The sequence below is a fragment of the Marinobacter halotolerans genome (genome assembly GCF_008795985.1).
In the GTDB taxonomy this organism is placed as follows: domain Bacteria; phylum Pseudomonadota; class Gammaproteobacteria; order Pseudomonadales; family Oleiphilaceae; genus Marinobacter; species Marinobacter halotolerans.
In genome coordinates this window covers 1,273,579-1,286,319 of record NZ_VMHP01000002.1, presented here as the reverse complement: position 1 = coordinate 1,286,319, position 12,741 = coordinate 1,273,579, and the positions used below count along the sequence as shown (strand labels likewise).

The window sequence follows — 12,741 nt, the reverse complement described above, 5'->3', positions numbered from 1 at the left end:
ATTAGAATGAGGCGCGTGGTATTCAATCAGAAAGGCGGTGTGGGTAAATCCAGCATCACCTGCAATCTTGCAGCAATCAGTGCTGCCAGAGGCAAACGGACACTGGTTGTGGATCTGGATCCCCAGGGCAACTCCACACAGTACCTTCTGGGCAAGTCAGCCTCAGAGCTGAAGGACACGGTAGCTGATTACCTGGAGCAGACGGTTGCATTCACCGTATTCAACCGTCGGCCGGATGAATTCGTTCACGCAACACCTTTTGACAATCTGTTTGTGATGCCATCAAGTCCAGAGCTGGATTTTCTCGAGCGCAAGCTGGAAGCGAAGCACAAAATTTACAAGCTGCGCGAGGCATTGAAGAAACTCAGTGAGTCATTCGACGCCATCTATATCGACACTGCGCCGGCGTTGAATTTTTATACACGCTCTGCGCTTATTGCCGCGGAACGCTGCCTCATTCCGTTCGACTGTGACGATTTCTCGCGTCAGGCGCTGTACAGCATTCTGCACGAAATTCAGGAACTTCAGGAAGATCACAATGAAGACCTGGTCGTTGAAGGCATTGTGGCAAACCAGTTCCAGCCTCGCGCCAGCCTGCCAAAACAGCTGGTTCGTGAACTGATGGACGAGGGGCTGCCGGTTCTGCCCGTCAGGTTGTCCAGTTCGGTGAAAATGAAGGAATCCCATCAGGCGAGGAAGCCGCTGATTCACATGGCGCCGAAACATCCGCTGACCGTCCAGTACGAGAACCTGTTTGCCGTGCTGCATGGTGAGAAAGTCGAGCTGGAACCGCTGGCTGACTGACAAGCGCAACAATTCAGAAAAGACAGAAATCAGAAGGGGAGCTCAATGTCGGGTTCATCCGACCATATTGCAAGAGTGGCTGACAGCCTTATCCAGATCGAGATGGAACTGCGGCAGTTGGGGCTGTGGGAAAACCAGCCGCCACCCGCGGAAGCCATGCAGAGTACTCAGCCGTTTGCCGTTGACCGGCTGGAGTTTACCCAGTGGCTCCAGTTTGTTTTCATCCGCCGCATGACCGTTCTGATCGAGGCAGATCGACCCTTGCCCCAGGTCTCCGGCATGGCGCCCATGGCCGAGGAGCACTTCAGGGCCCGGCCGGAATCCGGAAAAAGCCTGATCAAGCAACTTGAGGAGATGGACCGGCTTTTATCCGGCGGTGGCTGAAACCGCCGCCAGTGTTACGAATCCAGGCGCATCGACAGATCGATCGCCCGGATGTCCTTGGTCAGAGCCCCGATTGAAATATAGTCAACACCGGTTTCTGCAATCGCGACCAGCGTTCGCTCGCTTATGCCGCCCGATGCTTCAAGTTTCGCTGCCGAGCCGGTCAGGTGCACCGCTTCCCGCATGCCTTCCAGTGAAAACTCATCCAGCATGATGATGTCGGCGCCTGCCTCCAGTGCCTGTTCCAGCTCATCCCGGTTTTCGGTTTCCACTTCAACGGGCCGGTCCGGCGCAATCCGCCTTGCTTCGGCAACAGCATTGGCAATGGAACCACAGGCAGCAATGTGGTTTTCCTTGATCAGGAACGCGTCCCAGAGGCCGAACCGGTGGTTATGACAGCCGCCGCAGGTCACCGCGTATTTCTGCGCCAGGCGTAGGCCCGGAATGGTCTTGCGGGTGTCCAGGAGTTTGACGCCGGTGTGGGCAACCATGGCGGCATAGTCTGCACACACGGTTGCCGTGCCGGAGAGGGCCTGAAGCCAGTTCAGGGCGCTGCGCTCTGCCGTCAACAGGCTGCGGGCATTGCCGGTCATGGTAAACAGGATCTGTCCGGGGTGTACGGCCTCGCCGTCTCGGGTTTGCCAGTTTAATGTCACGGTCGGGTCCACCTGTAGGAAGACTTCATCGACCCAGGCGCTGCCGGCTATAACGGCCCCTTCACGGGTTATGACATGGCCCTGGCTGATACGGTCGGCGGGTATCAGCTGCGCCGTGATATCTCCGGAGCCGATATCTTCCTGGAGGCTCTGGGCAACCGCCTGGACGCGGGACTGATGCATCAGGTCGTCATATTTCATGCAGTTTCCTGAAATAGAAAAGAAGGTTGAAAACGGAATTTCGGCCGGTTCCGGGATTTTATCGCCCATCGCCGGTTTCTCCAAACCCGTCACCGTCAGGGTGCTAAACTGTGAAGGCCATCACTTAAACACAAAAGGTGACAAATTCTGACACAAGCTGACGTGCTGCGGGCTTACCATTGGCGTATGTATCTCCTACCGCTCACGTCTGGAGTAGCCGCATGGCACAGGACCGGAAAGTCGTTAACCTGAAAAATCAGAGTATTCCGCAAAGGTTCAGCCTTCCGGCGGCATTGGTACGTTTGCGTGACGTATCTGGTCAGTCGTTGAAAGCGGTGATGTCCGAGTTTTTTGATCAGGCAGACGACGCATTGTTCGAACTTGCTGACAAGGCGGGCACGAATCAGGATCAGACCGCCTATTTTGACGCAATGCGGGAACTTCGCCTGCGCCGAAAGAGCATGACAGTATCAGTCCTGCAATACGTCAGCAGCGCTTTCAACGAGATCGGTCAGTTCGCGCCCAAAGGGGGCTCGGGTTCCCTTGATGAGGTGGATCAGGATTCTCTCAGCCTTGTCGATCACTCCCAGCTCGAGCAGCAGGTGGCAATAGACAACCTGATCAACAAACTTCGAAGCCAGAATTCCGAGGCTATCCGTTTATTGAACGTGCGAGTCGCTCATCTGGTGCCTTCCATCAAGCTCCAAGACAGCCAGATGCCACTAAGCCCGGAAGTTATCTGCGGTGGACTGGCGGACGCCTGTTCGGACCTTGATATTGATATTCGCGCCAAGCTGGTGGTGCTCAAGCTTTTCGATCGCCTGCTTGGCGGAATACTTGGCGATTTCTACAAGAACGCCAACAAAACTCTGATTGCCGAGGGCGTTCTGCCCGACATGAAGCGTCCGCCCATCGGGGGAAAAGCCCCCCGTCCCTCTGGCAATGCGCCTTCCCCCCGGACTCAGGGCTCCAGCGAGGACCAGGGCGTTCATGGCGGACACGCTGGCCAGTCGGCCCAAGGTAGCACCGGTTCCTCGGACGTGAAGGCGACTTTCTCTGAGCTGAGCGCGCTTTTGCACGGTGGACAGGGTGGTAACACCGGTGTGGGCGGGCCAGTCGGTTCCGGAGGCGCTGGCGTACTTGATACCGACACACTGATGGCTCGCCTGAACAATATCCAGTCCGAAGCGACGGCGCACAGCTCCGATGAAATCGTCCCTCTGTCCGGCCAGCTTCAGCCGATCTTCGTCGATGAGCGGGGCCAGCGGGTGACCGCCGGCCAGGTCGACAGCGACGTGATCAATCTGGTGTCCATGCTGTTCGACTTCATTCTTGAGGACCGTCAGCTCCACCCCGCCATGAAAGCGATCATCAGCCGGCTGCAGATTCCGGTATTGAAGGTTGCACTCAGCGACAAGAATTTCTTCAACCGGGGTGGTCACCCGGTTCGGAAGCTGCTCAATGAGCTGGCCCTCGCAGCGATGGGCTGGGCAGAAAAAAAGCCCGGTCAGAGAGACCCGCTCAGGGATAAAATCGAATCGGTTGTCGATCGGGTGCTTAACGAATACACCGATAACGTGGAACTGTTCACCGAACTCCTCAACGATTTCGGCCACTTCATGGATCTGGACCGGCGCCGTCGGGAATTGGTTGAACAGCGCCTCAAGGATGCGGAAGAGGGTCGTGCCCGTCAGGAAAGAGCCTCTGATGCCGCCCGCACGCTTCTGGATGAAGTTCAGGAAGGACGAGAGCTGCCACAGTCGGTGATCCGCCTTCTTGATGAAGCGCTGGTCAGATACCTTCAGTGGGTGGTTCTGCGCGAAGGCGAGGAGAGTGATCAGTGGCACAAGGCAAGACGACTGACCGAGAGCCTGGTCTGGAGCGTCGATCCACAGCCGGTGACGGACGACACGCGTAGCGATTTGCTTAAAGCCATTCCCGGCATTGTTGACGGCCTGCGATCTGCCCTTCAGGAGATTTCCTGGGATCCCTTTGCCACTGACGCAGCCATTCGTGACCTGGAACTTGCCCATGTGGACGTGTTCCAGCGCCTGGTGACACACCCGAAAAAGCAGCCTGAGGCCACACCGCAGCATGAGGTCGCCCCGGAGCCGGAGATTGTCCCGGAGCCGGAGGCAACGCAGGAGCAACCTTCAGCGCCGAAAACACCCGAGGCGGCGGAGCTACCGCAGTCACCACAAATTCCCGAGTCACCACAGGCGAGCCAGGCACCTGCTGCCGCTGTTGAATCAGAGATTCAGACCCAGTGGCTTGAGCGCGCTGACAGCATGCGTGTTGGTTCCTGGATTGAACTGACGCGGGATGGCAGTAAAACCCGCTGCAAACTCGCGGCATTTATCAAAGCAACCGGCAAGTACATTTTCGTTAATCGCAGCGGCGCCAAGGTCGCGGAGTATCACCGGGAAGAACTGGCCCGGTCTCTGGAACAAGATGAAATCGTTATGCTGGACGACGGCCTGATCTTTGACCGGGCTCTGGAGTCCATCATTGATAACCTCCGGAGCAACCGCAAAGACTGATCCGGCTCCCCTGGCGTTCATGGTCCCCGGGCATTCGCATGGTGCCCGCGTTTGTGCTTCAATCAGGTAGAAACCCGTAACATCTCCAGCCTGATGGAAACACCTTGCCTGACCTCAACGCGCCTGAAATAACAGACTCCGAACTGCACGAACATGCCCGCGAATTGCGGACGACCGGACTCGTTCCCGATGCCCGCTGGTGCGCTTCTCCCAACTACAATAACCGGCCCGACCGAATCCCGCCTTCGCTACTTGTGATTCATAATATAAGTCTGCCACCCGGACACTTCAGCGGCGACGCGATTGAGCGTTTTTTCTGTAACCGGCTTGATCCCTCCGCGCATCCCTATTTTCAGACCATCGCCGACCTGAAGGTGTCATCGCATCTTCTGATCCGGCGGGATGGTTCCGCTATACAGTTTGTGAACCTGCTTGACCGTGCCTGGCATGCGGGGAGGTCCAGTTTTCAGGGTGAGGATGAATGCAACGACTTTTCCATCGGGATCGAATTGGAAGGGACGGACGATATTCCCTATACCGACCCGCAGTACAAGCGTTTAACAGAGCTTACGGCGAGGATTATGGCGGCCTGGCCCGAAATCACCCGGGACCGCGTAACCGGCCACAGTGATATAGCCCCGGGCAGGAAAACCGATCCCGGGCCCGCTTTCGACTGGTCCAGGTTCCATACGCGACTGGCGCAGGTTCTGAATGGAAGGAGCAGCGCCTAATGGAATTTGTCGTGTTTCTGGCAGCCTATGTACTTCGTCGCAGGCTGGATCAGGCGAACCTGTTTGCGGCGGACCCTCTGTGGCGCAAAGGCTTTTCCGGGGCCCATACCGTATCGCCGGGCCGGGAGGCCGGCCTGCTACGCGGACTTCTGTTGGTTGCATTGCCTGCGGTCTTGCTCGTTTCCATTGAAATTGCTTTGCGCCACTCGGGGTGGTCGTTTGCCGTGCATCCTTTGGCCCTTGTGCTGCTGCTCTGGATGATGGGTGCGCCCGGGCTGGTCGAGATGCTTGAACAGTACGCCACCGCCTGGAGAAACGGTGACATGCAGGGAGCCTGGCACAAGGTCAGTCATTTTCTGCCGCCTGCGGAACGAGGTGCCGCGTCATCTCCGGAAGAGATGCACCGGGCGCTGTCCCGCACACTGGTGGGTGTTATTTTTGAACGCTATTTTGCCATTGCATTCTGGTATGTCGTTGCCGGAATTGGTGGTGCATTTGTTGCCAGAGGTCTTGTCGCCCTCAGGGACCATTGGCCCCACGCTGCGGCGAGGAGCGGGTTTGGTCGTCTTGCCGACGGAGTAAACTTCCTGCCTGCCAGGTTGCTGGCGCTGACGTTTGGTATTGCCGGTGATCTGCCGGGCTGGCTGAAGACCGGGAAATCCGCTGTTTTCTCCCTGCGCGGGGATCCCAGACAGACGTTGATGTCCGCGGCCAACAGTGCGCTCAGCGGGTATGAACTGGAGCCGGAGCGCTTTTCGGAATTGCACCACGAAGCCTGGCCGGATTTTGGCGACAGAAGCCTGGCGGCAATCCGGGGTCTGATGAACCGTAGTATGCTTGTCTGGATATGCGCTCTCGCGCTCTTGGTTATTGCGGGTATTGTCTGATCGGTTTGAAATAGAGAATTTACATTTTTAAGCAAAAAAACTCTCAACTTTGTAGTACCTTAGCCGACTAACGTAGTAGAACGAACAATAAGGTCCCGGGGGTATATGTGAAGCTGCTGATCAAACCTGCTGTGTCACTGATGAATCGGCTGCCCATGTTTTATAAGTTCAGCCTCATCAGTGTTCTTTTCCTGCTGCCGATCATCATGTTGGCATGGCTGGTTATCAGCGAACTCAATCGCTCAGTCGACACCATGACACGGGGCGTCGAAGGTCTTGAGCAGCTGGAGACGGTCGACCTGCTGTTGCGCCAGTCAATGGCTTACCGGGATTTTCGGGCCCCGGGCAAAATAAAGGATGACCCTGCGCTTCTGGCAAAGTCAGACGAGGCCAGGGATCGCATCAATTCGCTTCTTGAAGAGTTGCTTGCGGCAGATGTTCGCTTTGATGTCTCGGGCAATTGGACAGCGCAGATAGAACAGCTGCAGTCAGATTGGCAGACTCTGGTCACCGAGGACGCCTACCAGAGCAACATTGATCCCCAGTTCAAGTACTACCAGCAGTTCGTTCAGAAGGTCCGTGCGCTTTTGTCTGCCACCATTGAGAGTTCCGGTCTTGGCCAGGACGGATCCCGGGAAAACCTGCTTCTGCTGGGTCTGGTAAACGAGACACTGCCGGATGCCCGCACCGTTATAGGCCGCGCCCGGGCTTTCGGCGGCTCTGCATTATTGTCAGGGCAGGTGGGTTATGGCCTGAGTGATGCGCTGAACGGAATTTATGATCAACTGACCAATCAGGCCAGCCTTCTGGCTCCGTCACTGGACGTGGTGTTGGACGCTTCGCCAAAACTGGAACAATCCGCCGGCGATGAATTTGCGGAAGTGTCCGGCAGTCTGATCAGGGTGCGGGACATGCTGGACATTAATGTGATCACGCCCATGCGTCTGGAAATGTCCTTCCAGGATTTCAATAGCTTTATCGAGAGCGAGCTGGAAAATTTCAATCAGGCCAACGCCGCGATTTTCGATGTGGTTCGCCAGAATCTGGACTCCAGGCTTGATGCCGAGGTTTCCCAGCGCCGATTGATCATAGCCTCACTGGTTATTGTCCTGTTGATCGTCGTCTATCTGTACATCGGCTTTTTTATGTCGGTGCGCAATGCCATTAGCCGTTTCAGCGAGGCGGCAAGGTCAGTGGCAGCAGGCGATATGACAACCCATATCGAGTTGGAAAACCGGGATGAGCTGGGCGAGCTTACAACGGAATTCAATAATATGACCGACAAGATGGCCGAGCTTATCCGTGCCGTCAGTAGCACAACCTCGGATGTGGATCAGCAGGCCTCGCGTGTGAACGACACCGCAACGGCCAACAGCCAGGCGGTTGCCCGACAGATGGAAGAATCCGGCCAGATCAATGAAGCCATGAACCAGATGGTAGAGGCCGTCAATGAGGTCACCGAGAGCGCTCATCGCGTCGCCGACAGTGCCGGCAGTGCAGAGGCTGATACGGAAAAAGGCCGACAGGTTGTTGCGGATACGGTTGGCACTATTAACAAGCTGGCCACCGAAATAGCCGGCGCGGTCGAAGTGATCAACCGGGTAAACAAGGATAGCGACAACATCAGCCAGGTGCTGGTAGAGATCAAGGCGATTGCAGAGCAGACCAACCTGCTGGCGCTGAACGCGGCAATCGAGGCGGCCCGTGCTGGTGAGCAGGGGCGCGGCTTTGCGGTTGTCGCCGATGAAGTACGTTCACTGTCCCAGCGCACCCACAAGTCGACGGAAGAGATCGAGGGTATGATTTCCCGTCTGCAGAGCGGTGTGAAGGACGCAGTCAGTGCCATGACCAACAGCCACGAAGTCACGGAAGCGACGGTCACCAAATCAACGGAAGTCACTGAGGCGCTGGACCGGATTGCCCAGGGCATCTCCATGATTGTGGACATGAGCCATCAGATCGCCCAGGCAGCAGAAGAGCAGTCTGCGGTGGCGAAAAACGTCAACACCAACGTGGAGCAGATCAGTGTTCTGGGTCAGACCACGGCTGACAACGCCGAAGAAACCCTGGCTTCATCGCGGGAGATGTCTGATCTGACCGCTTCTCTGCAACGCCTGGTCGAAGCCTTCAGGGTCTGATGACCCCAGGACGATCAGAGTCCTGACTTCTTCTGTTCCCACAGGATCTCCTCGCCGCCGTCCCGGCGCGCGAGGTTTCTTGCGATCACGAATAGCAGATCCGACAGCCGGTTCAGGTAATGGCGGGATTCCGTGTTGATGGAATCCTCGTGGCTGAGTGCCACCACGACCCGTTCCGCACGCCGGCAAACAGCGCGAGCCATATGGCATTGGGCGGCCGCGGGTGACCCGCCGGGCAGTACGAAGTTCTTCAGCGGTGGCAGATTCTCGTTGTGGGTGTCCAGGGTGTTTTCGAGCCATTGGATATGATCGTCACCGATCACCTTGCTGCCGGGAATGGCAAACTCTCCGCCCAGGTCAAACAGGTGGTGCTGGATACGGCGAAGGGTCTCGATCAGTGCATCGCCGGAATCCAAAGTTTCTATCAACAAGCCAATATGGCAGTTCAGCTCATCCGCCGTACCCATGGCTTCAACGCGCTGCGCGTTCTTGGCGATGCGATTGCCGTCGGCGAGGCCCGTGGACCCATCGTCTCCTGTACGTGTGTAAATTTTCGATAGACGATTGCCCATGATGCAACTCCTGGATTGGTTGGATTTATTCCGTCAGATCTTTTACCCGCCGGACAAGCATTTGGTTCACTGGCGTTGCGATGCCGGCAGCTTTTCCCCGTTCTACGATATAACCATTGATCACGTCGATTTCCGTTGATCGTCCGCGTTGGCGGTCGCTGCGCATGGAAGAGGTGTTTTCTGCGGTGCTGGTGGCCACCGTATAGATCCGCTTGCGGACCTCTTCTGCTGACAAGGGGCGTCGGGTTTCCGTGGCCATGACCTGAGCTATCTCCTCGCTTAGATCATCAATATGCTCCAGGAAAAACGGGTCCACCAGGATATCTCCGTTCGGGCAGTCGAGAATTGTCGTAAAGGCGTTGATGCCTGAATTGACCACCAGCTTGTCCCAAAGTCGCTGATGGATATCCGGCTCTGCTTCGATGGCTAGCCCGCTTGATTGCAGTTGCGCTACTGCCGCGGCGACGCAATATCGACCGGAATCGGTCAGCGCGCCAAGCCATGTCTGCCCACGCCCGGCGTGTACGAGCAATTCCTCTTCGGGCCGATTGGCGCCTTCAGTGGTGCTGGCGGCCAGAACCGGGCGATCTGGCCAACGACCTGCCACTGCCTGCTGGCATCCCAGTCCATTCTGGAAAAGTATGATAGGCAACTGGGTTGGCAGAGAGGGCAAGGCCCGTTCCAGGGCATCGACGGTGTCACCCGCCTTTGTGGTAACCAGCAACAGGTAAGGGCGGGCGCCGGTCAGGGTGATGACCGGTATCTGGCAGATGGATTCGGCGCCGTCCGGGTGTTTCAGACGGTAATGGATCGGGCCGGACACTGGCCGGGGCGGATGGCTGAAAAAAACAGCGTGGCCGGCAGGAAGATAGCCGGCCCAGAGTCTGCCCAGAGAGCCGGCGCCAAGGATGGCGATGGGGCCATCCTTTAATGCGGTGTCGGCTCTGGCGGGCATGGCTTACATCGCCTCGATGGCGGACCGCTGCTCCGTCAGGCGTTCAACATTGCCGGCTGCTTCGGAAAGCTTCTGTTTTTCCTTCTCAACTACGTCTGCAGGCGCTTTGGCGGTGAACTTCTCGTTTCCGAGCTTGCCTTCCAGGCGGGCGACCTCTTTCTGAAGCCGCTCCAGTTCCTTGTCCAGGCGCTTGAGTTCTGCGTCCTTGTCGATCAGGCCGGCCATGGGCACCATCACTTCCATATCGCCAACCAGCTGCGTGGTAGACATGGGCGGCTCGCCCTGGTCAAACCAGTCCAGCGTTTCCAGCTTGGCCAGCGACATCAGGAACTGGCGATTTTCGTCCATACGGCGCTTGTCGTCCGGGTTCTTGCTGCGCAGCAGCACCGGGATCTGTTTCGCCGGGGAGATATTCATCTCGCCCCGGGTATTGCGTACCGCCAGTATCACGCCCTTGAGCCATTCAATGTCGGCGGTGACTTCATCATCCTGTTTGCCGCTGTCTGGCTGGGGGTAGGGCTGCAGCATGATGCTGTCGCCCTGTTTGCCTGCCAGGGGCGCGATCCGTTGCCAGATCTCTTCGGTGATAAACGGCATGATGGGATGGGCAAGCCGCAGAACCGCCTCAAGCACGCGAACCAGCGTGCGGCGCGTGCCGCGCTTGGCTTCTGTGCTGGCGTTGTCGTCGGTAAGAACCGGCTTGGAAAGCTCCAGATACCAGTCACAGTATTCGTTCCAGATGAACTCATAGAGCGCATAGGACGCAAGGTCAAAGCGATACTGGTCGAGATGACGGATCACGTCCTGTTCGCAGCGCTGCAGTTCACTGATGATCCAGCGATCGGCCAGTGAGAGGTTGACCGGCTCATCGTTGACGCCGCAGTCCTCTCCCTCGGTGTTCATCAGCACGTAGCGGGCCGCGTTCCAGAGCTTGTTACAGAAGTTGCGGTAGCCTTCCAGGCGCTTCATGTCCCAGTTGATATCACGGCCTGTGGTGGCCATGGATGCCAGGGTAAAGCGAAGAGCGTCGGTGCCGTGGGCGGTGATCCCCTCAGGGAATTCTTTCCTGGTGCGCTTGGCGATCTTCTCCGCCAGCTTTGGCTGCATCAGGTTGCCGGTGCGTTTTTCCAGCAGGGGATCCAGGCCGATACCGTCAATCATGTCCAGCGGGTCGATCACGTTGCCCTTGGATTTGGACATCTTGTCGCCGTGTTCATCGCGGATCAGGCCGGTCACGTAAACCGTATGGAACGGTACCTGGGGCGTGCCGTCCTCGTTTTTCATGAAGTGCATGGTCATCATGATCATCCGGGCGACCCAGAAGAAGATGATGTCGAAGCCGGTCACCAGCACGTCGGTGGGGTGGAAGGACTTCAGGCGTTCGGTAATTTCCGGCCATCCCAGGGTTCCAAACGTCCAGAGCGCGGAGCTGAACCAGGTGTCCAGCACATCTTCGTCCTGTTCCAGGGCAAGATCCGGGCTCAGGTTATGCTTCTGGCGCACTTCTTCTTCATTGCGGCCGACATAGATGTTGCCGTCAGCGTCGTACCAGGCCGGGATCCGGTGGCCCCACCAGAGCTGGCGGGAAATACACCAGTCCTGAATGTCCCGCATCCAGGAAAAGTACATGTTCTCGTATTGCTTGGGGACAAACTGGATGCGGCCGTCCTCGACGGCTTCGATGGCCGGCTTGGCGAGGGTCTTGGCATCGGCGAACCATTGATCGGTCAGCATGGGTTCTATGATCAGGCCGGAGCGGTCGCCCCGGGGCACGCTCAACACGTGATCCTCGACTTCCTCAACCAGGCCCAGATTTTCCATGTCCGCAACAATCTGTTTGCGGGCTTCTTCACGGGAAAGGCCTGAATAAGCCTGTGGCAGGCTGGCATCGACCTCAGTGTTTTCGCTGCCATCCGGGTTGACCACTTCCGCTACGGAGCGGATGCAGGCGTCCGGCGTCATGACATTGATCATTACCAGATTGTTTCGCTTGCCCACGGCGTAGTCGTTGAAATCATGGGCCGGGGTGATTTTGACGCAGCCGCTGCCTTTCTCGGGATCGGCGTGGGTATCCGCGACGATGGGAATGCGGCGGCCGACCAATGGTAATTCGATAAATTTGCCCACCAGGTGCTGGTAGCGCTCATCGTCCGGATGGACGGCAACGGCTGTGTCCCCCAGCATGGTTTCCGGGCGGGTGGTGGCAACGATCAGGTGATCCTTGCCGTCTTTTGTGGTCTCGCCATCGGCCAATGGATAGCGCAGATGCCAGAAGAAGCCCTTTTCTTCCTTGTTCTCCACCTCCAGATCGGAAATAGCGGTGTGCAGTTTGGGGTCCCAGTTGACCAGTCGCTTTCCGCGATAGACCAGGCCTTCGTCATAGAGCTGAACAAACACTTCCTGGACGGCTTTGTAGAACCCGTCGTCCATGGTAAACCGTTCATGGTCCCAGTCGACGGAATTGCCCAGGCGACGGATCTGGCGGGTGATGGTGCCGCCGGATTCGGCCTTCCAGTCCCATATGCGCTTGATGAATTCCTCACGGCCGAGGTCGTGCCGGGACTTGTCTTCTTCGGCGGCGAGCTTACGCTCCACCACCATCTGGGTGGCGATGCCCGCATGGTCGGTGCCAACTTGCCAGAGGGTGTTCCGGCCCTGCATGCGTTTGAAACGGGTCAGCGTATCCATAATCGTGTGCTGGAATGCATGGCCCATATGCAGGCTGCCGGTGACGTTGGGCGGCGGAATGGCAATGCTGTAGGACTGGCCTTCGCCGGAGGGCCGGAAATACCCTTTGGATTCCCAGTTCTGATACCACTGGCGCTCAATGTTTTCTGGCTGGTAGGTTTTTTCCATGGGGTTCTGCTGGTGAC

Annotated in this window: 10 protein-coding genes; 6 read left to right on the top strand and 4 right to left on the bottom strand. The window is 57.4% G+C overall.

The window, feature by feature from the left end:
* Positions 1-6: 6 nt before the first annotated feature.
* Both FPL19_RS16245 and FPL19_RS16240 read left to right on the top strand, forming a co-directional pair.
* Positions 7-804, top strand: coding sequence for a ParA family protein (locus tag FPL19_RS16245; RefSeq protein ID WP_150914047.1), 798 nt, complete (start codon positions 7-9; stop codon positions 802-804).
* A 45-nt stretch (positions 805-849) separates the two neighbouring features.
* A complete protein-coding gene (locus FPL19_RS16240) occupies positions 850-1,188 on the top strand; it encodes a YqcC family protein (protein ID WP_150914045.1) in 339 nt (112 codons plus the stop codon).
* A 14-nt stretch (positions 1,189-1,202) separates the two neighbouring features.
* Here the strand turns inward: FPL19_RS16240 and nadC are convergent, their stop codons facing one another.
* Positions 1,203-2,045: a carboxylating nicotinate-nucleotide diphosphorylase gene (gene nadC, locus FPL19_RS16235; protein ID WP_150914043.1), complete on the bottom strand. Its 843-nt coding sequence runs from the start codon at positions 2,043-2,045 to the stop codon at positions 1,203-1,205.
* A gap of 221 nt (positions 2,046-2,266) precedes the next feature.
* Between nadC and FPL19_RS16230 the strand changes: the two genes are divergently transcribed.
* The 4 genes from FPL19_RS16230 to FPL19_RS16215 all read left to right on the top strand — a co-directional run bounded on the left by FPL19_RS16230 (position 2,267) and on the right by FPL19_RS16215 (position 8,341).
* Positions 2,267-4,585, top strand: coding sequence for a DUF1631 domain-containing protein (locus FPL19_RS16230; protein WP_150914041.1), 2,319 nt, complete (start codon positions 2,267-2,269; stop codon positions 4,583-4,585).
* 104 nt (positions 4,586-4,689) lie between these two features.
* Complete coding sequence (gene ampD, locus FPL19_RS16225) at positions 4,690-5,316, top strand: 1,6-anhydro-N-acetylmuramyl-L-alanine amidase AmpD (RefSeq protein WP_225314458.1); 627 nt, start codon at positions 4,690-4,692, stop codon at positions 5,314-5,316.
* Positions 5,316-6,203 (top strand): regulatory signaling modulator protein AmpE, encoded by an 888-nt coding sequence (gene ampE / locus FPL19_RS16220; protein ID WP_150914039.1) that lies wholly within the window; start codon positions 5,316-5,318, stop codon positions 6,201-6,203. Before ampD ends, ampE begins: the two co-directional genes overlap by 1 nt.
* 107 nt (positions 6,204-6,310) lie before the next feature.
* Positions 6,311-8,341: a methyl-accepting chemotaxis protein gene (locus FPL19_RS16215; protein WP_150914037.1), complete on the top strand. Its 2,031-nt coding sequence runs from the start codon at positions 6,311-6,313 to the stop codon at positions 8,339-8,341.
* Between the two features lie 14 nt (positions 8,342-8,355).
* Here FPL19_RS16215 and FPL19_RS16210 read toward each other — a convergent pair whose 3' ends face one another.
* The 3 genes from FPL19_RS16210 to FPL19_RS16200 are packed head-to-tail and all read right to left on the bottom strand — an operon-like array spanning position 8,356 to position 12,724.
* Positions 8,356-8,913, bottom strand: a complete 558-nt coding sequence (locus tag FPL19_RS16210; protein ID WP_150914035.1) for a cob(I)yrinic acid a,c-diamide adenosyltransferase — start codon at positions 8,911-8,913, stop codon at positions 8,356-8,358.
* Positions 8,914-8,938: 25 nt separating this feature from the next.
* Positions 8,939-9,868, bottom strand: coding sequence for a ketopantoate reductase family protein (locus tag FPL19_RS16205; RefSeq protein ID WP_150914033.1), 930 nt, complete (start codon positions 9,866-9,868; stop codon positions 8,939-8,941).
* Between the two features lie 3 nt (positions 9,869-9,871).
* Positions 9,872-12,724, bottom strand: a complete 2,853-nt coding sequence (locus tag FPL19_RS16200) for a valine--tRNA ligase (protein WP_150914031.1) — start codon at positions 12,722-12,724, stop codon at positions 9,872-9,874.
* Positions 12,725-12,741 lie beyond the last annotated feature (17 nt).